We start from the raw sequence: 26,444 nt of genomic DNA, 5'->3' as shown, positions 1-26,444 counted from the left end.
TAGAAGTCTACTTCTTTTATATGTAAGCGTATGTTTTGTCGGAATCTGCGCTTACCGGGGAAATAAAAGAGTGTTTAGAAAAAGAATTTCCTAAAGGAGAGTTATAAGTGAAATACATAGAAATTGGAATCGGAAACAGGTGGTTCATTCGAACAGAAACGGAATGTCAAGACGGAACGGAATTTGAGCAAAAAGGGATTGTGAAACCTATTTGTTTTGAATCATGTTATTTACGGGTTTGGTTTAGAAAGACTTGTTTGATCTTTGATTCAAAAGAAGGATTTAAGAAAGTAAAAAAGAAACAAGATGAGTATAAGTTTATTTTTGGGATTGTGAGTAGGCTACAATAAAAAAGAGGTGTCTATTTGTTTATCAGAGTTGTGATCCTCGTAGTAGAAAATAGATTTTACATTTTTTAATAAATAAAAAGATATTCAAAGGTCATGAATAATCTATAAAAGCCTGCCGGAAAAGATTCGGCAGGCTTTTATAGGATAGTAACGTAAAGAGGTCAACAATTTCATCTCCTATTCCTATGCTTGTTGTATGTATAAAAAAGTCATGAAAAAAGATTCGTTTGGAAGCAGAGTGAAATCAAATTTTTACGTTTATGTCACAAACTGAACTTATGATTCGTTATATGTGTAAACAAGCAAGGAGGAGTGGATTTGTATGAAAGAACGAACATGTATCATAATTGGAGGCGGATACGCAGGACTTAATGCTGTAAACGCTATTAAGAAAAAAATGTCTGAGATACCAGTGCGTATTATTCTTATTGATAAGCAGCCCCATCATCTTAGAAAGGTGCTGCTTTTTAAACGGGCTTCTGAAGGGGCAAATATTAGCATCCCATGGTCAGAAATCTTTTCTGAAGATATTTCTTTTCTTCAAGGCAAGGTTACGGGAATTGCCAGCCAGGAAAAGCAACTACAATATGAAGATCCACAAGGAAATTCACATGATATAAATTACGATATTTTAGTCGTTGCAGTAGGGAGTGTGATACGAAAGCCCTCTCCAGAGCAGGGCGGAATCGCTTTAACAGATTTGAATGCTGCAGCTAATATTCGGCAGGAATGGCAGACAAATTTGTTGAAGGCTGCTGAGGAGACAAACACGTTTGAACGTGAAAGACTGTTGACCGTCGCAGTTGCAGGAGCAGGTATTAGTGGCATTGAAACCGCAGCTGAGTTAGCCTACACTATGAAAAAGGAAGCTGTGACCCTAGGGATTGATCCTGCAGACATTCGAATTTTCCTCGTGAATGCACAGGATAGACTTTTTCCAGAGGGTTCTGCTAAAGTGGGAAGAAAACTGGAACATGTTCTTAAAGAGAATGGAGTAAGTGTTATCCATAAATGTAAAGTAGTACAAGAGAAGGATGGTTTGTTAAAAATGTCTGATCGTAAATCCATACCCGTCGGCCTATGTGTCTGGACACTTGGCTTGTTGCCGAGCCCTGCACTTCGCAGCTTTGGATTGCCCCTCACGGTTGATGGTCAAGTCATGGTGGATACTAGTTATCGTGTCAAGGGGGCTCCAGGTGTCTATAGTATCGGGGATTGTGCACATATTGTAGATCCGGTAAGTGGACGAACAGACAGAATGACATGTAAAGAAGCCATTCCTCAAGCAATACGGTTGGCAAAAGTCATTATGGCGGATATAAACAATCGTCCTGCACCCTCCCACCGAGCGTATATGGATCTTTTCTGCATCGGTTTGGGGCCAGAACGAGGAATGGTATGGATTCGAAAATGGGGACTGGATTTCTTAATTACAGGAAAACTCGGTTGGAAAATCAGGGAATTTACTTGGGATTCTGCAAGTTTAATAAAATAGAGTGAAAAACTTATTCAGACATATATATACATCAATTAAAAAACCAACATAAAACCCCTCTTTTTAGGTGAGAGAGAGCATCTATTCATGCATAGAAGCGGTCAGGGCCTTTTTTGCCACATGCGAAGTAAAAACAGAAAGAGTAACCGAGTATAGGTTACTTGTTATTCTGCATAGTAGGGATTTAAATGTCGAAAAATTAAAATAGATTTATATATATTATTAAATCCCCTATTTTGATATAGGAAATTTAAGTGCAAATAATTTATAGAATCCTTGTAAATTAAGGATTCTTTTTTTGAATGTGAAGTTGTTGAAGGAAAGTTAGAATCAATAGATAGGGAATCTTTCAAACTTCAATACTTTAAAATAAGCGAAATACCATAGTTAGCTTTGTCATATCTTGAAAAATATTTTATGATTATAATTAAATTTGAAAATTAAGATTTTTTATATAGTCCTGAGGTGTACATCTCTGTTAGCGTAAATACAACTTCCTCTAAATCTACTTTCTTCTCATTACGAACGATTTCCCATAGAAACATTTCGTTCGTATAAAACCAACCACGTGCCGCAATTGCTTTATTTAACTCACTTCGTGCCAATCTATTATTTTGTGAATAAGTGATATCCTGCATAATTCGACTAATAAAACGTTCACGGATTTCGTTCCATTTATGACAAACTGTATTTGATGCTCCAATAGCCTCTTCAACGATTTGTAATATATTTCTTTCTTCTTCAGCTAATTGTAAGAATGCTCGAACTTGATTTTGAATCATAGTATGTGCTTCTATTTTTGTTTTAGGAAAAAAGGAACGTTCAGCAATTGTGTAAAAACGATTCATCACATCTTCCATGAGGACAATTAGAATATCATCTTTATTTTTAAAATATACGTATGCAGTACCATAGCCAGTTTCAGCATCTTTAATAATTTGAGAGATTGTTGTTTTTTGAAACCCTTGTTCTAAAAAAACTCTATGACCTGATTTTAATAGTTTCTTTTTTGTTTCTATTGATCGTTGTTGCCTTGTTGAAAGAAGATTCTTTTCCAAAAAATATCACCTCTTTATACTGAAAAGTCTGAAAATATAATTCTATTCTAGTTGAATCGAATGTACAAAGTCAACTGACATAATATCATTGACGTCATGTCAATTATAATGTTATATTTCAATTAGTTAGAATAAAAAGAAAATTAAGAGAAGGTGAAAAAATGTATCAAGAACCATTTGAACCATCTTACGAGTATGCAATTGAATGTGATAAGCACGATGAACTTGCTGAATTTCAAAAAGAATTTTATAAGAAAGCAGATACAATATATTTAGACGGAAATTCATTAGGATTGCTTTCTAAAAGAGCGGAGAAATCTTTACTTACGATGTTACATTCATGGAAAGAGTATGGAATTGATGGGTGGACAGAAGGGGAATATCCTTGGTTCTTTTTGTCAGAACAATTAGGTGAATTAACTGCACCGCTTATAGGTGCTTTACCTGAAGAAGTAATTGTAACCGGTTCCACGACAACGAATATTCATCAAGTAATTGCGACGTTTTATGAACCAAAGGGAATGCGTACAAAGATTCTTGCGGATGAGTTAACATTTCCATCAGATATTTATGCCTTGCAAAGTCAAATTCGTTTAAAAGGGTTAGATCCAGATGAACATCTTGTACAAGTAAAGAGTCAAGATGGTAGAACGCTTCAAGAAGAAGATATTATTGATGCAATGACTGATGATATTGCGTTAATTTTATTGCCTGCTGTGTTATATCGGAGCGGACAAATTTTAGATATGAAGCGATTAACTGCTGAAGCACACAAACGCGGTATTCATATTGGCTTTGATTTATGTCATTCTATTGGTTCAATCCCGCATGATTTTAAGAGTTGGGATGTTGATTTCGCAGTATGGTGTAATTATAAATATTTAAATGCAGGACCTGGTGGTGTTGCTGGATTATATGTGAACCAAAAACATTGCGATCGTCTTCCTGGACTTTCTGGTTGGTTTAGTTCTCGAAAAGATAAACAATTTGACATGGAACATACATTAACAGCAGCTGAACATGCTGGGGCATATCAAATTGGGACGCCTCATGTGTTAAGTATGGCGCCATTAATTGGTTCATTAGAGATTTTTAAAGAAGCAGGTATTAACAAACTACGTGAAAAGTCATTACATATTACCCGCTATATGTTAGATTTAATCAACCATGAATTGAAGGGTATGGGATTTACAATTGGAAATCCATTAGAAGATGAAAAGCGCGGAGGACATATTTATTTGGAGCATCCGGAAGCAGCACGTATATGTAAAGCATTAAAAGCAAATGGAGTTATTCCTGATTTTCGTGCACCAAATGGGGTACGCCTTGCACCAGTTGCTTTATATAACACGTATGAAGAAGTGTGGAGGTCCGTACAAATTTTGAAAAAGATAATGAAAGATGAAGAATATAAACAGTTTGAAAATAAGCGAGAGGTTGTGGCATAAACGATGAAAGAATCGGACTGGATTGATATTTCACAGCCATTAAATAATGAGATAGCGACATGGCCAGGAGATACGCCATTTTCGTACGAAGTATCATGGTCAAAAGAGCAAAGCGGCTCTGTTAATGTTGGAAAATTGACGATGAGCATTCATACAGGGACGCACATTGATGCGCCATTTCATTTTGATAATGAAGGGAAAAAAGTACTGGATTTAGATGTGAATGTGTATGTTGGCCCAGCACGTATCATTGATGTTTCAAGCATGGATAGTATTGGGGTGGCAGAATTAGAACAATTTGATTTAGAAGGTGTAGAGCGTTTGTTACTGCGTACTTCTTCACATGGAAATGTACAGGAGTTTCCGGTGACAATACCATATTTACGTGCTGATATTGCACCGTTTCTTTCAGAAAAGGGTATTCGATTAATTGGGGTAGATGTACCTTCTGTGGACCCGTTAGATGATAAAGAACTAGCAGCGCATCATCAATTATTTCAACATGGTATTCATATTTTAGAGAATGTAGTATTAGATCATGTACAAGACGGAGATTATGAACTGATTGCCTTGCCGCTCGCATTGATGGATGCGGATGGGAGTCCAGTTCGTGCTGTAATAAGACCGCTATAAGAATAGGCACATGATGCATAGAAGGAGTGTTCATTTGTATGAAAGAAAATGAAAAAGTAATCATGGAAAAGGGAATTCATACGGATTTCAGAGAGAATATGACATATGGAGAATATTTACAATTAGATAGTTTACTAGGAAGTCAAAAAAGGCTTTCCGATCATCATGATGAAATGTTGTTTATTGTAATTCATCAAGCGAGTGAACTTTGGATGAAATTGATTTTACATGAGCTTAGCGCAGCGATTGAATCTATTCAAAATGACAAATTAGCACCCGCTTTTAAAATGTTGGCGCGCGTTTCAAAAATTCAATCGCAAATTATTCAGTCTTGGGATATTCTTGCAACGCTAACGCCATCTGAATATATCGAATTTCGTGATTCGCTTGGCCAAGCATCAGGATTTCAATCGTATCAATATCGGATGATTGAATATGCGCTTGGTTATAAAACACCTCATGCATTAAAAATTTATGAAAAAGATCCAGAATTACACGCTCGCTTACATAAAGCGCTTCATTCACCAAGCCTTTACGATGTTGCAATTCAGGCGCTTGTAAAAGAAGGATTCCCAATTCATAAAGATGTATTAAATCGTGATATTACACAGCCGTATGAAGAAGATGCGACAGTCGAAGCAGCGTGGTTAGAAGTGTATGCTGATGTAAAAAAATATTGGGACTTATATCAGCTGGCGGAGAAGTTAATTGATATAGAAGATTGGTTACAACAGTGGCGATTCCGTCATATGAAAACAGTAGAACGCATTATTGGTCATAAAATGGGAACAGGTGGATCATCAGGTGTTTCTTATTTAAAACGCGTGTTGGATCAACGTTTTTTCCCAGAACTTTGGAATGTTCGGACGAAGTTATAAAGAAGTACTTTTATAACTACTATGCACACCACTTAATGAAAAGTGATGTGCTTTTTTCTTTGTAGTTATGTATAAATAAATGTAATATTAAGGGAAGATAAAGAGTATAGTCCAAAAATTGGATGAAAAAGATAGGAGGAGTTTTGTGACTCGTTGTACGAATTGTAAGACGAGATGGAAAGCAAAGGATGTAAGGTCTCTTTATTTCCAAAACGATGGTAAAGATTGTCCGTATTGTTATGAAAGGCAATACTTATCATCAGAAACCTTTCGTTTTTCAAGTGATATTTTAGCTCTTCTCTTTCTATTCCTTGTTCCCTTCTTCGTTGAATTAAGCGATAAGAACCCTTTACTAGACTTTAGAAAGAAATAAAAATTGTTGATTGTTCAAAAAAATAACTAATAAATCATTTGCTTTTTGCCAAAACGGATTAAGTGAAAAGAACTTAAAGTCAATTATTGAACATGATCTTTAATATTCGAACTGGATACTTTACTTTAAGAAAATGTGGCTTTGAAATAAAGTTTGATAAAAAATAATCTCTTCAGGTATTATATCTACAAGAGATTGTTTTTTTATTTTTCGGAAAAATACAGAGCTACGAACATTATCTAAATATAATCCAATTTTATTTGAATCAATAGTTTACTTTACTAATATTTTAGGGTTTTCTAATTTAATTAAACAATTACCTAATAAATTAGTGTTTATGATTTAACGTTAGATTAAAGTCTTCTTGAAGGAGTAAACTTTGACGCGCTATAAATTACTGAATATTTTAATTTTTTTCGCTATAATTTAACGTGCTCTCTTGACCACCAAAAAATACCATGCTAATATAACAGCATAAAATAGACAGACAGTCGGTCTGTTGGGAGGGGTTGTAAAAATGAGAGTAATAAAAAAAGCCGAGGAGCGCAGGAGCGAAATACTTGACGCGGCTGATGAGCTATTCGGTCGGAAGGGCTTTGATGGCACAAGTACAAACGATATTCTCGAAAAGGTCGGGATTGCGCGGGGAACGCTGTATCATCACTTCAAGTCGAAGGAGGATATTATGGACGCACTGATTGAGCGGTATACTGTCCGAATTTTAGGAGCTGCGAAGGAAATTGCCGCAGACAAGAGCATTACCGTTAATGAGCGTATTATCCGTGTTGTAATGGCACTTAACATTAGTGACGGAAACGGCAAGGAAATTATTGAGCACATTCACAAGCCACAGAATGCGCTGATGCATCAGAAAATACAAAAGGTTATCATAAATGGCGTTCCACAGATACTGACGGGAATAATCCGCGAGGGTATTGAGCAAGGATTGTTCAATACACCATATCCGTATGAATGCATGGAAATGGTTGTGGTCTATACAAATACTGTTTTTGATGGTGATATGGTGAATTTGACGAACGAAGAGCTTGCTTCACGTATACAGGCGTTTGTTTTCAATGTAGAAAGGCTACTCGGTGTCGAAAGCGGAAGTCTTATGTACATGATGAAGATGTTCGACAGTGGAAATGGAGGTAGATGAAATGGAAACGGCGATGAATAATCCAGGTGGGTCATTCGGGAAATTCCTACTTTTGTGGTCGGGACAGTTTATTTCAGCGGTAGGAAGTGGACTTACTTCGTTCGGGCTTACAATTTATGTTTTTGAGCAAACAGGAAGAGCATCGTTAATGGCACTGGTAACCTTACTTGCGTTTATGCCGTCACTTCTTTTAAGTCCTGTGGCAGGAGTACTTGCGGATCGTTATGACCGTAGGCTTCTCATGATACTGGGTGACAGTCTGTCTATGATAGGACTTATATTCATTTTGATTTGTATGCTTGGCGGTGAAGCACAGATATGGCAGATTTGTGTGGGAGTTACAATAAGTTCGATTTTTTCATCGATGCTTGATCCGGCATACAAGGCTACGGTTACGGATTTGCTAACCGAAGAGGAATATACAAAGGCAAGTGGTTTTGTTCAGGTTGCGGGTTCAGCGAAATATCTAATTTCTCCTATAATTGCAGGCTTTTTGCTCACCGTTGTGGATATAAAGTTGCTACTTGTAATTGATATTTGTACATTTTTTGTAACGGTTGCTTCAACTCTTGCTGTACGTAAAGGTCTTATTTCAAAGAAAAATGAACAAGAAAATTCGTTTACCAGGGAACTTAAAGAAGGTTGGGATGCCATTTCTAAAAAAAGGGGTGTTCTTGTTCTTGTGATGATGTCTTCGGTGTTGACTTTCTTTCTCGGTTTCATAGAAACGCTTTCCGTGCCGATGATACTTGCTTTTGCAGACAGTGCCGTAGTAGGAACGGTGGAAACAATTGTGGCAACTGGAATACTTGTTTCAAGTGTGCTTATAGGATTTATTCCGATAAAAAAGGGTTTTATCAAGGTGCTTTCTATTTCACTGTTTTGTGAAGGGATATTTATGGCGGTATTCGGACTTCGCGAAAATATTGTACTCCTCTGTATATCGGGATTTCTTTTTTTTGCAATGATGCCATTTGCAAACACAACCTTGGATTTTCTTGTTCGTACTAACATTGATAATTCCGTTCAGGGTAGGGCATGGTCAGTTATAGGATTAATCTCACAGCTTGGATTTATTGCTGCTTATACTCTTTCGGGTGTTCTTGCGGATTATGTGTTCACTCCTTTGTTAGTTGACGGTGGACTGTTTGCTAGTAGTATGGGGAAAATCATTGGCACGGGCAGTGGCAGAGGAATGGGATTACTCATTATTATCGCGGGGATTTTGTTATGTGTTACTTCGGTATTTCTGTATAACTTGAAATCAGTTAAAAAGCTTGAAAACAGAGGTGACGTATGTATTACAGAATAATCCGTAATGACATTTCAAAAAGCAAACTGATAACATTAACAACAATGATATTTGTCGCTGCCGCGGCTATGCTTGTTTCTCTTTCGGCGATACTTGTCGTAAATCTTTCGGGTGCGATAGATGGACTCATGAAGCAGGCGAAAACTCCGCATTTTATGCAGATGCATTCGGGTGATATTGACACTGTACGGCTTGCGAATTTCGCGAAGCAAAGCAGCAATGTCGAGGGATTTCAGGTGCTTGAATTTCTCAATGTTGACGGTTCGCAGATTGTAATTGACGGAAACTCGCTTGCGGACAATGTTCAGGACAACGGCTTCAGCACACAGAGCGAAAAATTTGATTATCTCCTTGATCTTGATGGAAACGTAATAAATGTATCCGATGGGGAGATTTATGTCCCGGTAGGTTATATGAAGGATGGCACTGCAAAAGTCGGTGACAAGGTTGTGATAGACGGAAAGAAATTTACCGTTGCAGGATTTCTCCGCGATTCACAGATGAATTCGCTGCTTGCCTCGTCAAAGAGGTTTCTTGTGAGCGAAAATGATTATGCGGAAATAAAGGATTTCGGAAGCACGGAATATCTGATTGAGTTCAGATTAAAGGACTTGTCTGAAATTGGCGCATTCGAAACTGCTTACACCTCCGCAGGACTTGAAGCAAACGGACCGACAATTACATATTCGCTTTTCAAAATGCTTAATGCCATTTCCGATGGGTTGATGATTGCGGTCATACTTCTTGTAAGTGCGCTTGTCGTTGCAATCGCATTTATGTGCATACGCTTTACTCTCCTTGCGAAAATCGAAGACGATTACCGCGAAATAGGTGTTATGAAAGCAATAGGGCTACGTGTTTCCGACATAAAAAAGATTTATCTTGCGAAATACGCGGTGATTGCGGCAGCTGGTTGTACTCTCGGATTTGCACTTTCATTTGTGTTCAGAGGCATGCTTCTTGAAAATATACGGCTTTATATGGGGGAAAGCGAAAATTCTTCTTTCGCTTTATTTTTCGGAATAATCGGTATATTAATTGTGTTCCTTGCAATTATTGCCTATGTAAGCAAAGTGCTGAAACGCTTTCGAAAAATATCAGCAGCGGAAGCAATACGCTTTGGCACTTCACAGGAAAAATCCGCAGGCGCAAAACATTTTTGCCTGAGCAGAAACAGGTTGCTTAACACGAATCTTTTTCTGGGCGTAAAAGATGTTCTTGCCAGAAAAAGTCTTTACGCCACAATGCTTGCGGTGCTTGTGATTTCGACATTTATCACTATCGTTCCACAGAACTTGTACAACACGATTTCCTCAAAAAGTTTCATCACATATATGGGGATAGGAAGTAGTGATATGCGCATTGACATTCAGCAGACTGACAATATTTCTAAAAAAGCAGCGGAAATTGTAAAGATGCTGGAGCGCGACAAATCTATATCTAAATATGCTGTGCTTACGACCAAAACATTTAAATCAAAGACGGAGTATGGTTCGGAGGAAGGAATAAAAATTGAGCTTGGCGACCATTCGATATTCCCAGTAGAATATTCCAAAGGCAGAGCACCCGCCGAAGAAGACGAAATTGCGCTTTCAGTTATTAACGCTGATGAGCTGGGCAAAAAGGTCGGCGATGTCATTACGCTGGTGATTGAGGGGAAGGAGAAAAATCTCACAGTATGCGGAATTTATTCCGACATTACTAACGGCGGCAAAACCGCAAAAGCTGTTTTCTCCGACAATTCGGCGGATATTATGTGGTGCGTTATTTACACGGAGCTTTCGGATAAATCTCTTGTCGGAGGAAAGACTTCGGAATATGCGGATAGGTTCAATTTTGCAAAAATTTCGGGCATTGATGAATATATTACACAGACATTCGGCTCGACAATAAGCTCCATCGAAAAGGCCTCCTATGCTGCAACTGTCGTTGCGCTGATTATAACGGTATTGGTTACACTTTTGTTTATGAAAATGCTTGTCGCAAAGGACAGATACTCAATTGCCGTAATGAAATCGTTAGGTTTTATAAACTCGGATATTACAATACAGTATGTTTCGCGTTCGGTATTTGTTCTGATTGTAGGAATTGTTCTTGGGACGCTTCTAGCAAACACTCTCGGAGAGGTACTTGCGAGCGCGTTTATTTCATCGTTTGGAGCGTCGTCGTTTAAGTTTGTTGTTAATCCACTTTCTGCGTATCTATTATGTCCATTGCTGATGATATGCTCAGTACTTATCGCAACAATTATCGCCACATCGAGCGCGGGACAAATAAAAATATCTGAAAATATGAAGGAGTAGATTATGAAGAAGATTATTATCGGTGAAAATATAGTAAAGTCTTTCAGAGTAGGCAATGAAAAGCATAATATTCTCGATGGCGTGTCCGTTGAAATAAACGAGGGAGAGTTCGTTTCGGTTATGGGGCCTTCGGGCTCAGGAAAATCGACACTGATGTATGCACTGAGTGGAATGGACGGCATTGACGGCGGAAAGGTTTCTTTTGACGGCAAGGATCTATCAGCACTTAGTGAAAAGGAGCTTGCCGACATACGCAGAACAAAAATGGGTTTTGTTTTTCAACAACCGACTTTCCTTAAAAACCTGAATATTCTTGATAACATCATTCTTCCTTCAATGCGGGATAACAGAAAAAGCGTTGCGAAGATTATCGAAAAAGCAAGATCGCTTATGAAAAAGGTTGGTATTGCGGAACTGGAAAATCGTGATATTACACAGGTTTCGGGAGGGCAACTTCAGCGTGCGGGAATATGCCGCGCACTTATTAGCAATCCTGAAATTATCTTCGGTGACGAGCCGACTGGCGCGCTTAACTCAAAATCCGCACAGGAAATTATGGATATAATTTCTGAAATTAACACAGAAGGTACTACGGTTATGCTTGTAACTCACGACGCAAAGATTGCAGCTAGGACTGAGCGTATTATGTTTATGTGCGACGGAAAAATCGTGAGCGAAATGCGGTTTAAGAAATTCAGTGGCACAGATATTGATGACAGGATGAAAAAAGTCACGGCAAAAATGCGGGAAATAGGAATATAATATATTGTAAACGTTAACTTAATCAAACTTTATTTTAAAGCTACAGAAAAAGGTTCTCTAAGTTTATTAAAATGTCAAAAATACCTGTCTTTTGGTCAGGAAACAGGCATTTTCTATATTTAAAGATTACTATTGAATGTACAAAACACTACACTACGATGAATAATAATAAACAATAAAGTTATTCAATTACCGAATCTACAACTCCCGTCCAAAAAGTTCTAATTATTGGACTTTATTTTTTTATCTAATTCTTGAAATTCTTTGCTATCAATCATAGGAGGATCAGTATCATTTTTCTTTAATTTCATACCAATAAGCCCACTTATCAGAGCAAATATTAATGTTCCTTGCCAAGAAACCGTGATGGTTACCATAAAATAATCAATCGTTGTAGTTAATATATAAGCTTTTCCCATATCTAATATAAATGATACCCAACCTCTACTCGAGTTAATCATTCCAACAGTTTTTAAAGCTTTTGGTATATTATCCGTAATAAGCGAGAAAGGCACATCAAGGAGTAAATAAATCACAAAGAAAGTAGTTAAATCACCAAACGATTGATATTGTAATCCCAATAATCGTAACAACACGAATTCAAACAAAGCAATCCCGAGCAAAATGATAGCTACTATAAAAGCACATATTACTATTGTTTTAAATTTTTTCACATTTCGCCCCCAAAAATAATATACTTTCCCTTGGTTAACTATTCGAATGATGAATATTCCTTACGTTTATTATAAACTATATGGAAAAAACTAACACCAGAACTTAGTATTTGTTTCATTTTTAAAGAACTTTACTGTAAATTAATATATATAAGAAGAGAGTTATCCTAAAATTTACAATTTGGATAACTCTTTTTTATTGTTTTTTAGTAACATACTAAAGGGAGGATATATGAGTGAACGCGTATCTTATGTAAAATTGGATGCTTTTTTAGAAAGTATATTAGGAATAGAAATATGTATTTGATTTGAGTAGAATAGTAAAAATAGAAAAGAACAGTATACATTTGGAGGAATGTAAATTGGATTTTGACAAGCTGGAAAATACATTTATAAAAAAGAAAGTGAATGCATTCCTTGTATATCAGCGAGGTGAATTAACGACAAAGTATTATAAAATAGCAGAATGGGCAAACAATTTATATAAAATTAATTCCATCACTAAAAGTATCGTATCGATGTTAATCGGTATTGCTATAGACAACGGTTATATAAATGATATACATACACCTATAGAAAAATGGATTCCCAATGTACCTAAAGAAAAGAAAGAACTGACTCTTTATCATTTGTTAACAATGACAACTGGTGAAGATTGGAAAGAGTTCGGAAATGGAGTTGTATTTCCGAATGATTTTGTAGAATCAGATGATTGGGTAAAGTACATCTTACAGAGGCCATTAATAGAAAAGATGGGCACAAAAATGAATTATAATTCAGGTTCCTCGCATCTTTTAAGTTATATTTTGCAAGTAGCAACAGGAATGACGACTGAGCAATTTGCAAAGAAGTATTTATTTGATCCATTACAAATTACTGAGTATGAATGGCAACAAGATCCGCAAGGAATTTATGTTGGTGGATTTGGTATGAAAATGAAGAGCGAGGATTTATTAAAATTAGGGATATTATGTTTGCAAAATGGATTTTGGGATAGAGATAAGATTGTATCGCCAAGATGGATTGAAGAGTCAAGTGTAGCTCGATTCAAAACATATGAGCATGTTGGGGCATATGGATATCAATGGTGGGTATTAGATCATGAAAGATTTCACATACCGTATTGTATGTATTTTGCTATGGGATATGGAGGGCAGTACATTATTGTCATTCCTAGGCTAGAACTTGTAGCTGTAATAAGCAGTAAAATGCCGAAGCGTGGGTTGGTGCCATTAAAATTATTTATAGAGCATTTACAAGAGAATTTTAATCATGTATAAAAATTGGTATCCATACCTCTTCCTAGACCCGAGAATAAGTGGTTATGGGAGAGTCTTTGTAAAAATGTTAGGAAATAGGAGTGCTGATAGAAAATAACTTATATTTTAGATAAAAGGTATGTAAATATATACAATTTGAGTCTTACATAATGAGAATGTTTTGATCCATTCATGTAAGACTCTTTATTTTTTATTGCTATAGTATTCGTGTATTATGAAATAGAATTCAAAGGAGATGAAATATGAAAAAAATAAAAATGACATGTGGCATGATGTGTAGTGTATTACTATTAACATCATGTGATATATCGAATGAAGAAATTGAAAAAAAAGCGCAAGATTATACAAAATCGGAGTATGGTATTTCTGTTAAACTTAATCAGGTTGAAACAAATGGAGACGAAAAGAATTTATTTGGTCCAGAAGTGCGAACAGCTTATGTGCAGCAAGTAGATGAACCATATTTGCAATTTCAACTATATTTTGATGGCCAAATCTTTCCAAAAGTAAATAATGATAATTATAAAATAAAAAAAGAAGCAAATGATTTACAAGAAAAATTTAATACATACTATGAGAAAACAGGGAATAATCCTATATTTGTGTTTGATCAAATGCAGACGGGAGATGTTGTTTTCGATAAGAAGACTGAGAAAGAGATTGAAAAGAAAAATTCGAAGCATTATGTTACGGCCGTTTTTAGAAGTAATGTCTTTTTAGATGTAAACAATCCTATGCATATGGAAAAATTAGCGGAGGTTGCAAGCAGTATTAAAGAATTTAATAAAACAATTGAAAATAATAGGAGTAGTGTAGAAGATATAACGATTCTGCTGCCAAATGCTGATAAAGGGTTGTTACAAAATATTATAGTTGATTATGTACTAACGGCTGAGGGAGCAAAAAAGACTCTTGAGAAGAAAAATGATTATATGAAAGCTTTACAGCGTACAATGTAAAAAGGAAATCACCTCGATTTCCTTTTTTATTTTGTTGATTACTAAAAGTCAGGTGTGAATGAAATGCATTGGTTGGACTGTATTTTAATATTCTTAAAAGTAATCTAGCTAAGTAATAGCAAGCAATGTATTGCAAGTGAAGAACACTAATTATATGTTTATCACCTTATTCGCTTTTTCGAAAAAAGAGGCCTGTTTTGTCGGTTGGGAAGTATATGTAAAATCAAATAGGCTGCTTGTATCATTTATTGTACATGCAAGTATGAACCTATTTGTAGTTATAATGCTCCATATTTAACGTCAAACAATTAATCTATATATTCCGAATCCTATCATAATCACTCCACATAATATAGGGACAATATGTTTCTTTTTTGATTTCTCATAAACAATTATCCCTCCATTAATAAAATTCATTCCTATTACTAGAAAGAAAATATTAAAATATAACTCACTGAGACCTGATGGAATAATCAATAATGCTATTATCACCAAGGTTACATAATGAATCCAATTGGAAATTTTGCTTTTGCTCTTCATCTTAATTAAGACCTCCTTTAGTCTTATTGCCTGGATTAGAACAAGATTAAATGGAAATTACATATGTGCTTTAACACCTGGTAGTTAAACCGATTCTAAAGAGAATATATTATTTGCTTATGATATAGAAAATAATATGAAAGAATATAAAATGATACTACCAAGTAAAGAAGCATATGCACTGGATTTTATAGTTAGAAATTAATGTGTTCAACTAAAGAATACCAGCTTATATAGATGGACTATTTAAAGAATGGGTAGGAATTAACGTTTAAACCCGCTGTTTTAAAATAAAACAGCGGGTTTTCTATATTTTATCTACTTGTTTTTTGGAATATAATCTTCAAAAACTTCTCTGTCTTCGTCTCAAATTCTACATCCACAAAAACCCCGTATTCTTTTTCATTTTCACGTAACCACAGTTTAAACTTCTCGACAGTAATATTGACTGTTTTGGGCTTTCTACCAATATGAAGGTAATCGATAATTTGAGCTTTTGGATATTTTTCTTTCGTCTTTTCTACTGCAAGTTTCCCCCATTTGGCATATGGTGGCTGTGCATGAACAATTGATGAATCAATATATGTATTACAGTATGTCGTCAAAAACACCACACTTAATACAAAACATGTGAAAAAACGCTTCATGATAAACTCCTTTTCCTGTTTTTCCTTATTATTTGTATATGGATTAAAACATATAAGTTTGGATTTTTTTGTCTTCTTTACATAAAAGCGCTCTATTTACAAAACATAACCATGAATTCATTACTGTCATTAAGGAGGGAAACAAATGCGTCAAATAGGTATTCTAAAAATACTCATTTTACTTGTGTTCATTGGTGTATCAGTCATAGTGAGTAGTGGACAAACCAAAAATGTACAAGCGTTTTCTAATCAAGTCATTCAACGAGGCGCATCTGGAGAAGATGTCATTGAATTGCAGTCCCGTTTGAAATACAACGGGTTTTATACGGGTAAAGTAGATGGGGTTTTTGGATGGGGTACATATTGGGCACTGCGAAACTTTCAACAAAAATTCGGATTACCTGTTGATGGTTTAGCTGGAGCTAAAACAAAGCAGATGCTTGTAAAAGCAACGAAATACGAGAAGTCGACTGCGAATAAAGGAAATACAAGCAATAAGGGAGATAGTGGTAATAAGCCACCACAAAACACAGCAACGAATGTTCCAAATGGTTATTCTCAAAATGATATCCAGTTGATGGCGAATGCTGTTTATGGTGAATCCCGTGGTGAACCATATATAGGACAAGTTGCAGTTGCGGCGGTTATCTTGAATCGTGTCACAAGTGCGTCGTTCCCTAATACTGTTTCAGGTGTAATTTTTGAACCGCGCGCTTTCACTGCGGTAGCGGATGGACAAATATATTTAACACCAAATGAAACGGCGAAAAAAGCTGTATTAGATGCGATAAATGGCTGGGATCCGACAGGAAATGCAATTTATTATTTCAATCCTGATACTGCAACGAGTAAATGGATTTGGAGTCGTCCACAAATCAAAAAAATTGGTAAACATATTTTCTGTAAATAGAGCGGAGGTGGAAACATGTTACGAGGTCTTGTAATTGTATTGTTAACAGTCGGTGTAGTTGGAACGGGATATTGGGGGTATAAAGAGCATCAAGAGAAAAATGCAGTCCTTATTCGGGCAGAAAACAGCTATCAGCGTGCATTTCATGACTTAGCATATGGGGTTGATTTATTACACGATAAAATCGGAACCACACTTGCGATGAATTCACGGACATCCTTATCACCTGCACTAGCAGATGTATGGCGTTTAACATCAGAAGCTCGGTCTAATGTAGGGCAATTACCTTTAACATTAATGCCATTTAATAAAACGGAAGAATTTCTGGCGAATATTGGAGATTTTAGTTATCGCACCGCAATTCGTGATTTAGAGAAGGAACCATTAAACGATCAAGAATATAAAACACTACAAACTTTATATTCAAATGCGGAAAATATTCAAGACGAACTTCGAAAAGTACAGCATCTTGCCTTGAAAAATAATTTGCGCTGGATGGATGTAGAACTAGCTCTTGCATCAGATAAGACTCCAGCAGATAACACAATTATTGATGGACTTAAAACGGTTGAAAAGAACGTAACATCATACGCTTCAAAAGATTTTGGGCCGACATTTACGAGTGCGCAAAAAAGTACAAAAGGCGGATTTGAGGCAGAAGGTAAGGCCATTTCAAAAGATGAAGCAGCGGAAATCGCAAAATCATTTTTGAATTTAAAAGGAAATGAAAAAATAGAGGTTGAGAAAAGTGGAAAAGGTGCGAAAGAAGCCTTTTATAGTGTAAAGATTCAAGATCCAGCCACAAAAAGCGAATCCTATATGGATATTACGGGAAAAGGCGGATATCCAATTTGGGTGATGAATAATCGTGAGATTAAGGAACAAAAAATTAGTCTAAATGATGCTGGAAGTAAAGGGTTAGCTTTCTTAAAAGACCATAAGTTTAAGAATATGGAGCTATACGATAGTTCCCAATATGACAACATTGGTGTATTTACGTACGTTGTAAATGAAAATAATGTGCGTATTTATCCAGAAGCAATTCAAATGAAGATTGCTTTAGATGACGGTTCAATTGTTGGCTTTTCCGCAAAAGAGTATTTAGCATCACATCAAAAACGAACCATTCCAACTGCAAAATTAACCGCAGCTGATGCAAGGAAGAAAATCAATCCAGATGTGAAAGTAATGGAAGAACGTAAAGCGGTTGTTGTAAATGATAATCATAAAGAAGTATTATGCTATGAATTTATTGGAACATTGGGAAAAGATACTTACCAAATCTTTATTAATGCAAATGATGGTACGGAAGAAAAAGTCAAAAAGATGCAGTCCGTCGAAAAGATTTATGATTAAACATCAATGAAAAAGTGGTGAAAATGATGAAAATCCTTATATATATGCTGATGATTTGTTTTGCTATTACGGGGTGTAGTATAAGTAAAAAAGAGAATGCTCACGAAAAGCCAGAACAAAAAAATGTATCTATGAAAAATGTTAGTTATACACAAGGTACAACAAAACCGAATGAAAAAGTGGCAGATCATTTAGCTTCATTAGCGTCTAGTATACCAGGTGTAAACAACGCAACGGCAGTAGTTATTGGAAAATATGCAGTGGTAGGTATTGATGTAAAAGCGAAATTAGATCGCTCTCGCGTAGAGTCAATCAAATATTCTGTTGCTGAAAGTTTAAAACATGATCCAAACGGTGCAAATGCGGTTGTGGTTGCAGACGTTGACACGTATGAACGATTAAAACAAATGGGCAATCAAATTAAACATGGCAAAGCAGGCGAGGGAATTCTTGATGAACTTGCGGCAATCGTTGGCCGTGTTATGCCGCAAGTACCGAATGATATAATAGAAAACAAAGAACCAAATCCGATTAAACAAAGTGATAAACAGTTACCAAAAAATGAGGAAAATGAGTTAAGAAAAGAACAAGAAGATCAATCAAACAATAACCTGAAAAGATAATTCAAATCCCGTACTATAAAAGTGCGGGATTTTTTATGTGTTTGGTAAATAATTAATATTCAGTTTATTGATTAGGGAATATATGGTTTAATAATAATGGGGAGGGACAACTTAAATTATGAAAAATAAAAGCGCATTCATATTATGTAGTCTTTGTTTATTTTTAAGTATGACAGCGTGCGATCAGAAGAAACAAGAAAAGAAACATACTGTAACTTCTTCAACTGTGACAGAAAAAAGGAAAAATGAAACAATTGATGGAAGTCTTTTCTCACAAATAAATGAAGGAATGACCTATAACGAAGTAACAGAATTAATAGGAGTTGAAGGAGATTTACTCATAGACGAAGTAGATAGAGACTCAGTAAATCATAAACAAACCTTCACCTGGAAAGGAAGTGCTCCTAAATCATTTGCTGAGATTACTTTTTTGGATGGAAAGGTTCGTTCTAAATCACAGCAGGGTTTTTAGTATTCGGAAGAATGGGGAAATAGAAATGAGTTTACATACAGGAGAAATTAAACTTGTTCCTTATAAGGAACAATATAAAGAAATAATAGAAACATTTACTTTACCTAGTGAACAAGTTCAGTTCACGTCGAAACCAAGTGAGTTGCTTGAAAAAGCAAAGAAAGATCCAACTAGAAATGTAGTTGTTATTTTAGATAATGAAGTACCTGTTGGTATTTTTGCACTTCAAACTGGTGAAAGAATCGGAGAGTATACGAATAATCATGATGCATTACTCTTAGTTTCTTTTTCAATCAACTACGAAAAGCAAGGAAAAGGTTATGCAAAAAAGGCATTAGAATTATTAAAGGCTTTTGTATCGTACTATTTTCCGACGAAAAACGAAATTGTACTTGCTGTAAATGAACGGAATATTCCAGCACAAAAATTATATTTAAAAGTAGGATTTGAGGATAGAGGTCAAAGAAGAATGGGACCAATTGGAAGACAACTCGTTTTATATTTACCGGTGCAAAAGTAAATAATGTAATAAAAAGCTTACTCCTGAAAAAATTTCATGCGGTAAGCTTTTTCATTTGTTACGATATAGAGTGGAATATTACTTTTTATAGATAGAAAAACGAGACAGAAATGAAGGAATTAATGAATGAATCAAGTAAGAAAATGGAACTTTATTGGGGGCCGGGTGATAAAAACTGGGATTGCAGTTTTTCTTACAGTGCTAGTTTGTGACTTTTTTAAAATCCCAACAATTTTTGCTGTTATTACAGCAATTGTAACAATTGAGCCGACCGCAACAGACTCGATTGAAAAAGGATTAATTCGTTTCCCAGCTTCAACAATTGGATCAGCTTATGCGATGACTTTTACATTTTTATTTGGTCATCAAGCACTTTCTTATGCATTAGCAGCTATGTTTACGATTGTAACGTGTCAGAAGCTGAAATTATATGCAGGTACATTAGTTGCCACTTTGACAGCTGTAGCTATGATTCCAATTACAGTTAATCACTATTTTGCAGCTTTTTTAGTTCGATTAGCAACGACTTCAACAGGAATTATCGTTTCTACCTTAGTAAATTTCTTTATTTTACCTCCCCATTACGGGAAAACAATTATAGGTTGTAAAAATGAATTGTTTTTGAAAACAGCAAATATTATGGAAGAATGGTTAAACCAAGTTATGCAAGGAGAACAGATAAAAAAGGAAATAGCTCATAGCATTTCAAAATTAACTTTACTTTTACATAAGGCCGTTCAATTTGTTCAATATGAACAGAAGGATTGGAAATATCATCGCCATACGAAAAATGAAATGCGTAGTTTTCTATCTGTTCAAAAACAACTCCATATACTTCAGCAAATTATTTATCATCTTGATAATTTAACACATGTACCTATAGTGGAATGTAAATGGTCACAAAAAGAAAAAGAAACATTGCATAGCGCCATTGTGTCAATGATTAGTATATTGCGTAATCATTGTTCTGAAATCGATTATAGGCATTATCAACTTATAGATGAATTAGATCAGCAATTTTGGGGTCATAAGAGTGATTTAGCAGAGCATAAACCACATAACTATCATCATCATTTTTCTAGCGAATCGATTATTTTGTTTGAGGTGCTATCTATTCATGATATGTTGGAAGAATTAGAACGAGTACGTGAGAAATATGAAAAAGAAACAACGAATATAACGATGTAATTCGTATAATGCTCTGGTATTTTAAAGGGAAAAGAGTCTATGTTGAAGAAGAATAGATATGTATATAATCGGTTTGGTAATTAGATTTAATAAAAATGAGGGATAACATAATGACTATTTATATTGCATTGTTAAGGGGAATAAATGTAGGTGGACATAAATTAATTAAAATGGCGGAACTGAAAAAGGTTTTTGAAAAGTTAGACTTACATAAGGTTCGAACATATATTCAAAGTGGGAATGTAGTTTTTGAATCTGAAGAAGGAGTAGACTTTTTGCGTCAACGAATTGAACATGAAATTGAAGAAGTTTTTGGTTTTGCGGTTCCTGTTATGTTAAGAACGAGTCAAGATATGAAGCAAGTTATCAAAAACTGTCCATATGAGACGAATGCATTGTTAGAAGGTGAAGGTCTACACGTCGCCTTTTTGGCTGAAGAGCTTTCTGCCGAAGAAGTTAAGCAACTACTTCGTTTTAAAAATGAAGTAGAGGATTGTCACATTGAAGGTAAAGAAGTATATTTGTTTTTCAAGAAGAGTATTCGAAATTCTAAACTAACAAACCAGTTTCAAAAAATTAGTACCTCAGCAACGTTGCGTAACTGGAGAACCGTAAATAAACTAAGCGCAATGGCAGAAGAAATCCTATCGTAAACAAAAGGGTTATTAAACTCCTTACAAGTGAAGCCTTGTTTTTCTCTAAACTAAAGAGAGAAACAAGGCTTTTTGTATACATAGTATTCTTATTGATATCTTTTAGAAACAATGAATTCTACAAATAGAATGACAAGAAATGAAGAGCAAAACGCAATAAATAAAGGGAAGTTATGAATGTTATGAAGGGAATAGAAAACAGAAAATCCTTCTGTAAAAATTAATAAAATAAACATAATACCAATTAGAATAAAATAACCTATTTTGAAACTAATTTGGTTTAGAAAATAATCGAGGATGAAAGAGACCACAAAGATGGTTCCCCTAGAATTATTCCTTCGGTTATAAGGATATTGCTCACTGTAAAATGAAGCACATTAATAAAAAAGATTTTATCTGGATTGAATGTAAAAGTTTTAGTCTGCATATATTGGGTAGGGATGTCAGATTAAATTAGGGGGTATCTATGTCTATACTTCTAAAAGCGGGTGCAGATGCTGGAAATAATGGTATGAAATTAATGGTGAAAGGACAAAAGCCAATTTATATTCCAAGTATTTATTCGCTATACGTTGGAGAATCAACAGGTTTATTGGATGAAGTAGATATACCAATATCCGAATTAGAAAATCATATTGATGTAACCATTAGTTCTCCATCTTTAATGCTAAACAACGTACGTTACATTGTTGGGCAAAAAGTTATTCAAGATCAATTAAAAGGGACAGAAATGGAAAAAAAATCTAATAAGTCAACAGATGAATTGATGATTCTTACAATTTTATCAGGTTTAGCAATTAGTGCTATGCGTCATAATCCGAATTCGAATCGTATCAATATTCGTTATGATTTATCAGTTGCTCTTCCAATGCAGATTATTACACAAGAAATAGCAGCAGAAAATGCGCAACGTTATATGGGAACTCATAAGATTGTTTTTCATTATCCAAATGGAAGAGATGTCACAATAAACGTCTCGGTTGAATTTTGTAAGTGCCTACCTGAAGGAGCATCTGGTACTTGGGGGATTGTGTATGATGAGGAAGGAAATGTTTTAAAGCACAAAGTTGAAAAAGAAAACGATATAATTTCTGAGATAGATTTCGTTGACAAAACATTATTATCTTTTGATATAGGTGCGGGTACAACTGAGGAGGTTGTTTCATATGGAGTGAATTTCAGGCCACAATTGAGTAAAGGGTTGGCCTATGGAGTCAAAGAAACTTTATTGCAAATCATTACAAGATGGAACAGAAAGTATCCGACAAAAACGATAGATAGTATTACAGAGTTTAATCAAATTTATTTAAATGAGAATCATCCTAGAAATCCTTTATTAGTAGAAGAGTCACAACAGGCACTTCTAAGTTTAGCGGCACGGGTTGCGACAGATATCATCAATAAGATTGACGATATGAAAGATGATCCATACGTATTTATTTATGGTGGGGGAGCAGTCATCATCAAAAATAGCTTGCAATCGATTTTAAAACAAAAAGGAAGGTTGAAAAATGTAACTTTTGTAGAAAACCCACTGTTCACAAATGCACGTGGATTATTAGTATACACCTGTTCTCCAAGGTATAGGGAACATAAACAAAAAGAATTACGAATTTAACATTAAGTTAGTTGGTGTAAGCATGCGGCGTAAACGATATAAACGATATAAACGTGGTGATAGAGTAAAAATATATATAAATCACTCAGTACCTCCAGAAATGATTGCTTGGTTGAATAAACAATCGAATGTAACAAGCTTCTTTTTTTACGGTGTACAGCAATTGTTTAAACAGGTCGGAGATGTTGATGTATCAAAAACTTTACCGAACAGCCATGTTTTTTCTTTATATGTTGAACATGCATCTACGTTAAAATTTGAAGTCAGTCCTTGTAAAAAAGTAATGATGGAAAAACAAGAACCTGCGATATGTATGGAAAAGGAGCCTTGGGAATATATTGATCAAATAGACTGTCCTTTTTTTTAAGTATGTAAAAATATACTTAAAAACGCCACCGCTATACATATAAAGCTAGCGGTGGTATTTTAAGTATGGTTGTTCAATCTATTTGTATAGAATGAAATTCACCTCATTAGCACAGAAGATTAAATTGTGGTTACAGCCAAGTAGAAAACAACTGTAGGAATTGAGTTGTTTTCTACTTGGCTGATAAAATAAAACCAATCGTTAGTCATATTGTTCAGTGTAATGAACAAAAAAGTAGAGAAGCGCACAAATTAAGTGAGAGTCAGCATATATAAGGAAAGTTAGAAGGTGAAAGTCTACACGTCGCTTTTTTGGCTGAAGATCTTTCTGACGAAGAAGTTGAGGACTGTCATATTGAAGGTAAAGAAGTATATTTGTTTTTCAAGAGGAGTATTCGAAATTCTAAACTAACAAATCAGTTTCAAAAATTTCGTACCCCAGCAACATTGCGTAACTGGAGAACCGTAAACAAACTGAGCGCAATGGCAGAAGAAATCCTATCGTAAACAAAAGGACTATTAAACTCCTTACAAATGAAGCCTTGTTTTTCTCTAAACTAAAGAGAGAAACAAGGCTTTTTTGCATGAATAGTATTCTTATTGGTATCTTCTAGAAACAATGAATTCTACAAATGGAATAACAAGAAATGAAGAGCAAAACGCAATAAATAAAGGGAAATTATGAATGTTATGAAGTGAATGAAGCATAGAAAACCCTTCTGTCCAAATTAGTAAAATAAACATAATACTGATTAAAACAAAATAGCCAACCTTGAAACTTTTATATGTGATTTGCTTTCCCATTTCATCTTGACTTTCTTCGGATATGCCGTTTGGATCTCCCCATGTAATATGGTTTAGGAAGTAACTGAGGAGTAAAGACACTCCAAAAATTGTCCCACCAAAGATTTCTCCTTCGGTTATGTATTTATAGGTTCCGTGCATAAGCAGCCCGATTAACGGTAGTAAGGTAATTATGAGAACAATTTTCTTTCGATTCATTTTTTCACCCCTCCTTAAGTGTAAAAAAGTCTTTACATGCAATAGTATAAACATGGAAATATAGGGTGTCAAATGTATTTTACATAAATAAAAGCGGTAATTATTTTACAGGTTAAACTCTTTGAACAACAAAAGTAATCGCATTTGTTTTTAATTGAATGGATTTTTCATTTCGGATGATGTTATATGATAAATTTTTCACTTCTATGTGTATTTCTTGCCAACCTTTATAAATATCTTTAAGTGTATTCATCATTATTTCAGTAGGAAGATTTACTTCTATTAATGCATCTAGTTCTTCGTTTGTTTCTATATCTATTTCTTGAATATTAGAATTCACAATCAGACAATTGATGCCGTTATGTTTAGTTCCATTTTTTATGGATAAGAGTACTTTTTCAAAGGCCTCTTTTGAGTGAACATGTTCTAAGCTAGATACTGCAATAATGTAATCATAGCCTTCAGGTTGAATATCATAATTTTCAATTTCTGCTTTGATTGTTTCGATTGCATCAAAGACATGATATTCCTTGCTGTTTGTTTTTAATTTTGTTAATGCGGAATCCAGTAAATCGACACATGTAACTTTACCACCACCATCGATTATCTTTTGAGCGATTGGAATACTATTTCTTCCTACGCCAGAACCAAGATCAAGTACTTTTATTTGATCTTGGCCTTCAAAATAATTCATCATATCCATTACTGTTTTTACAGGTTGATGAAGCCAAGAGCCAGCTTCGAATAATTTGTATTGGTCATAACAAAGATCGTGATACTTTTTCTCTTCTTGTCTAATGTACTCAATTCGATTCATTTTGTTCACCTACAGTTTCCTATGATTAAACTAATAAAATAGACTTATATACAATTCGATAAAAATTGTAATAAACCTTTTGATTCAGAAAAGTTAGGTATCAACGGTGGAATCAAAAAGTACCCCTTAGTATTATATAAATCCATTTTAATGTTTCGACATCTAAATCCCTGCTATGCAGAATGAAAAGTAACCTCCAATCGTTTGTTCTTTCTGTTTTTACTTCGCATGTGGCAGAAAAAGGCCCTGACCGCTTCTATGCATGGCCAGATCCTCTCTCCCATCTAAAAAGAGGGGGTGTATGTCGGCTTTTTAATTGATGTATATATAGATTTACTATTAATCAATCGGACGGTCCTCATTTGCTTATTTATATAAAAAGTAGCACTTTAAATACAAGTTAAACAAATTTGTTAATAACATAACTAAAAACACAAGGACTTGCGAATGCAAATCCTTGTGTTTTTAAGATTGTAACTGATAGATTATAGATCGTAAATTTTCATCTCGTATACATTTTCGGACATTCATCACCAGTTGGTTCATAAAAACAATGCCTTTTAAATTGTCCTGCAAATGGCTGATTATACCATTCTGGTGGACAACTGCCTGTCGGACGGAAATACCAAAGGGACCATCTTGCCGGCCAGCGCCATTCACCTTGTAAGACGCGTCTTGCTATGTCTTTTTCTGACTCACGAGCACGTTGATAAAAATATCCATACTGCACTGCTTCAAATCCACCTGGGCTTTGATACACTGCATCATGTACAGTACGTATTTGTTTGAAATCTAAGCAATCACAGTATACACGGTTTACTACAACACAACCGACAAGTTGTTCGCCTTGTGGTCCTTCACCTTCAGCCTCCGCACGAATTAAACGTGCTAATAAATCAACATCACTTTCAGTGTAGGGAATAAGAGGCATACGTGTACCACCTTTCTGGAAGTATTATAGTAAAGTTTATGTAAGGAAAATAAACTTAGTGCTTTTACAAGTTTATTTTTAAAGAAAAGGAGAACAATAAATAAAAAGTATTAGCAT

28 protein-coding genes and 2 pseudogenes are annotated in these 26,444 nt (G+C 35.0%); 23 read left to right on the top strand and 7 right to left on the bottom strand.

Features of this window, described 5'->3' with window-relative positions; all coding sequences use genetic code 11:
• Positions 1-107: 107 nt before the first annotated feature.
• Both ACIQ7L_RS01220 and ACIQ7L_RS01215 read left to right on the top strand, forming a co-directional pair.
• The gene (locus tag ACIQ7L_RS01220) at positions 108-350 is read left to right on the top strand and encodes a DUF3977 family protein (RefSeq protein ID WP_400565710.1); all 243 of its coding nucleotides are present in this window, start codon (positions 108-110) and stop codon (positions 348-350) included.
• Positions 351-672: 322 nt separating this feature from the next.
• A complete protein-coding gene (locus ACIQ7L_RS01215; protein WP_400565708.1) occupies positions 673-1,845 on the top strand; it encodes an NAD(P)/FAD-dependent oxidoreductase in 1,173 nt (390 codons plus the stop codon).
• A 440-nt stretch (positions 1,846-2,285) separates the two neighbouring features.
• On the opposite strand, the gene ACIQ7L_RS01210 is transcribed toward ACIQ7L_RS01215, so the two are convergent.
• Positions 2,286-2,903: a TetR/AcrR family transcriptional regulator gene (locus ACIQ7L_RS01210; protein WP_400565706.1), complete on the bottom strand. Its 618-nt coding sequence runs from the start codon at positions 2,901-2,903 to the stop codon at positions 2,286-2,288.
• A gap of 161 nt (positions 2,904-3,064) precedes the next feature.
• Here ACIQ7L_RS01210 and kynU point away from each other — a divergent pair, with 161 nt between their 5' ends.
• The 8 genes from kynU to ACIQ7L_RS01170 all read left to right on the top strand — a co-directional run bounded on the left by kynU (position 3,065) and on the right by ACIQ7L_RS01170 (position 11,771).
• Positions 3,065-4,351: a kynureninase gene (kynU, locus tag ACIQ7L_RS01205; RefSeq protein WP_400565705.1), complete on the top strand. Its 1,287-nt coding sequence runs from the start codon at positions 3,065-3,067 to the stop codon at positions 4,349-4,351.
• Between the two features lie 3 nt (positions 4,352-4,354).
• Complete coding sequence (kynB, locus tag ACIQ7L_RS01200; RefSeq protein ID WP_400565702.1) at positions 4,355-4,984, top strand: arylformamidase; 630 nt, start codon at positions 4,355-4,357, stop codon at positions 4,982-4,984.
• Positions 4,985-5,022: 38 nt separating this feature from the next.
• Complete coding sequence (gene kynA / locus ACIQ7L_RS01195; protein WP_097899734.1) at positions 5,023-5,862, top strand: tryptophan 2,3-dioxygenase; 840 nt, start codon at positions 5,023-5,025, stop codon at positions 5,860-5,862.
• Positions 5,863-6,007: 145 nt separating this feature from the next.
• Positions 6,008-6,235: a hypothetical protein gene (locus ACIQ7L_RS01190; protein ID WP_400565699.1), complete on the top strand. Its 228-nt coding sequence runs from the start codon at positions 6,008-6,010 to the stop codon at positions 6,233-6,235.
• A 517-nt stretch (positions 6,236-6,752) separates the two neighbouring features.
• On the top strand, positions 6,753-7,394 hold the full coding sequence (locus ACIQ7L_RS01185; protein ID WP_400565697.1) for a TetR/AcrR family transcriptional regulator: 642 nt from the start codon (positions 6,753-6,755) through the stop codon (positions 7,392-7,394).
• 1 nt (position 7,395) lies between these two features.
• Entirely contained in the window at positions 7,396-8,706 is a 1,311-nt protein-coding gene (locus tag ACIQ7L_RS01180; RefSeq protein ID WP_400565694.1) for an MFS transporter, read from the top strand.
• Entirely contained in the window at positions 8,691-11,009 is a 2,319-nt protein-coding gene (locus ACIQ7L_RS01175; RefSeq protein WP_400565692.1) for an ABC transporter permease, read from the top strand. Before ACIQ7L_RS01180 ends, ACIQ7L_RS01175 begins: the two co-directional genes overlap by 16 nt.
• A 3-nt stretch (positions 11,010-11,012) precedes the next feature.
• The gene (locus ACIQ7L_RS01170; protein ID WP_400565690.1) at positions 11,013-11,771 is read left to right on the top strand and encodes an ABC transporter ATP-binding protein; all 759 of its coding nucleotides are present in this window, start codon (positions 11,013-11,015) and stop codon (positions 11,769-11,771) included.
• A gap of 221 nt (positions 11,772-11,992) precedes the next feature.
• Here ACIQ7L_RS01170 and ACIQ7L_RS01165 read toward each other — a convergent pair whose 3' ends face one another.
• Positions 11,993-12,445: a YrvL family regulatory protein gene (locus tag ACIQ7L_RS01165; protein WP_400565688.1), complete on the bottom strand. Its 453-nt coding sequence runs from the start codon at positions 12,443-12,445 to the stop codon at positions 11,993-11,995.
• 362 nt (positions 12,446-12,807) lie between these two features.
• Between ACIQ7L_RS01165 and ACIQ7L_RS01160 the strand changes: the two genes are divergently transcribed.
• The 3 genes and pseudogenes from ACIQ7L_RS01160 (at position 12,808) to ACIQ7L_RS01155 (ending at position 14,684) form a co-directional block, all read left to right on the top strand.
• Positions 12,808-13,725, top strand: a complete 918-nt coding sequence (locus tag ACIQ7L_RS01160; protein ID WP_400565686.1) for a serine hydrolase domain-containing protein — start codon at positions 12,808-12,810, stop codon at positions 13,723-13,725.
• Positions 13,697-13,822: pseudogene (locus ACIQ7L_RS28150) on the top strand (Pr6Pr family membrane protein); the annotation flags it as partial. The gene ACIQ7L_RS01160 and the pseudogene ACIQ7L_RS28150, both read left to right, overlap by 29 nt.
• A 145-nt stretch (positions 13,823-13,967) precedes the next feature.
• Positions 13,968-14,684 (top strand): hypothetical protein, encoded by a 717-nt coding sequence (locus tag ACIQ7L_RS01155; RefSeq protein ID WP_400565684.1) that lies wholly within the window; start codon positions 13,968-13,970, stop codon positions 14,682-14,684.
• A gap of 300 nt (positions 14,685-14,984) precedes the next feature.
• Here the strand turns inward: ACIQ7L_RS01155 and ACIQ7L_RS01150 are convergent, their stop codons facing one another.
• Positions 14,985-15,224: a hypothetical protein gene (locus ACIQ7L_RS01150; protein ID WP_400565682.1), complete on the bottom strand. Its 240-nt coding sequence runs from the start codon at positions 15,222-15,224 to the stop codon at positions 14,985-14,987.
• 314 nt (positions 15,225-15,538) lie between these two features.
• Positions 15,539-15,871, bottom strand: a complete 333-nt coding sequence (locus ACIQ7L_RS01145) for a DUF3889 domain-containing protein (protein ID WP_097899724.1) — start codon at positions 15,869-15,871, stop codon at positions 15,539-15,541.
• 145 nt (positions 15,872-16,016) lie between these two features.
• Here ACIQ7L_RS01145 and sleB point away from each other — a divergent pair, with 145 nt between their 5' ends.
• The 10 genes and pseudogenes from sleB to ACIQ7L_RS01095 all read left to right on the top strand — a co-directional run.
• A complete protein-coding gene (sleB, locus tag ACIQ7L_RS01140) occupies positions 16,017-16,781 on the top strand; it encodes a spore cortex-lytic enzyme (protein WP_400565679.1) in 765 nt (254 codons plus the stop codon).
• A gap of 15 nt (positions 16,782-16,796) precedes the next feature.
• Entirely contained in the window at positions 16,797-18,137 is a 1,341-nt protein-coding gene (gene ypeB / locus ACIQ7L_RS01135) for a germination protein YpeB (protein ID WP_400565677.1), read from the top strand.
• A 26-nt stretch (positions 18,138-18,163) separates the two neighbouring features.
• Positions 18,164-18,760 (top strand): YhcN/YlaJ family sporulation lipoprotein, encoded by a 597-nt coding sequence (locus tag ACIQ7L_RS01130; RefSeq protein ID WP_400565675.1) that lies wholly within the window; start codon positions 18,164-18,166, stop codon positions 18,758-18,760.
• Between the two features lie 118 nt (positions 18,761-18,878).
• Positions 18,879-19,232, top strand: coding sequence for a hypothetical protein (locus ACIQ7L_RS01125; RefSeq protein ID WP_400565673.1), 354 nt, complete (start codon positions 18,879-18,881; stop codon positions 19,230-19,232).
• 25 nt (positions 19,233-19,257) lie between these two features.
• On the top strand, positions 19,258-19,752 hold the full coding sequence (locus ACIQ7L_RS01120) for a GNAT family N-acetyltransferase (protein ID WP_400565671.1): 495 nt from the start codon (positions 19,258-19,260) through the stop codon (positions 19,750-19,752).
• Positions 19,753-19,878: 126 nt separating this feature from the next.
• Positions 19,879-20,940 carry an aromatic acid exporter family protein gene (locus ACIQ7L_RS01115; protein ID WP_400565668.1) on the top strand — a complete coding sequence of 354 codons (1,062 nt, stop codon included), beginning with the start codon at positions 19,879-19,881 and terminating at the stop codon, positions 20,938-20,940.
• Between the two features lie 110 nt (positions 20,941-21,050).
• The gene (locus tag ACIQ7L_RS01110; protein ID WP_400565667.1) at positions 21,051-21,593 is read left to right on the top strand and encodes a DUF1697 domain-containing protein; all 543 of its coding nucleotides are present in this window, start codon (positions 21,051-21,053) and stop codon (positions 21,591-21,593) included.
• Positions 21,594-22,059: 466 nt separating this feature from the next.
• Complete coding sequence (locus ACIQ7L_RS01105; RefSeq protein WP_400565666.1) at positions 22,060-23,211, top strand: ParM/StbA family protein; 1,152 nt, start codon at positions 22,060-22,062, stop codon at positions 23,209-23,211.
• Positions 23,212-23,233: 22 nt separating this feature from the next.
• A complete protein-coding gene (locus ACIQ7L_RS01100) occupies positions 23,234-23,578 on the top strand; it encodes a hypothetical protein (RefSeq protein ID WP_400565665.1) in 345 nt (114 codons plus the stop codon).
• Between the two features lie 281 nt (positions 23,579-23,859).
• Positions 23,860-24,084: pseudogene (locus ACIQ7L_RS01095) on the top strand (DUF1697 domain-containing protein); the annotation flags it as partial.
• 90 nt (positions 24,085-24,174) lie between these two features.
• Here ACIQ7L_RS01095 and ACIQ7L_RS01090 read toward each other — a convergent pair.
• From ACIQ7L_RS01090 to ACIQ7L_RS01080, 3 genes are all read right to left on the bottom strand, one after another.
• Positions 24,175-24,579, bottom strand: a complete 405-nt coding sequence (locus ACIQ7L_RS01090) for a hypothetical protein (RefSeq protein ID WP_400565663.1) — start codon at positions 24,577-24,579, stop codon at positions 24,175-24,177.
• Between the two features lie 112 nt (positions 24,580-24,691).
• On the bottom strand, positions 24,692-25,396 hold the full coding sequence (locus ACIQ7L_RS01085; protein ID WP_400565661.1) for a class I SAM-dependent methyltransferase: 705 nt from the start codon (positions 25,394-25,396) through the stop codon (positions 24,692-24,694).
• Positions 25,397-25,898: 502 nt separating this feature from the next.
• Positions 25,899-26,327 (bottom strand): cell wall hydrolase, encoded by a 429-nt coding sequence (locus ACIQ7L_RS01080; RefSeq protein WP_097897570.1) that lies wholly within the window; start codon positions 26,325-26,327, stop codon positions 25,899-25,901.
• Positions 26,328-26,444 lie beyond the last annotated feature (117 nt).

The sequence above is a fragment of the Bacillus sp. NPDC094106 genome, from assembly GCF_044764345.1.
Classification (GTDB): domain Bacteria; phylum Bacillota; class Bacilli; order Bacillales; family Bacillaceae_G; genus Bacillus_A.
The sequence above is the reverse complement of the archived record's forward strand: the minus strand, read 5'-3'. Positions and strand labels throughout refer to the sequence as shown.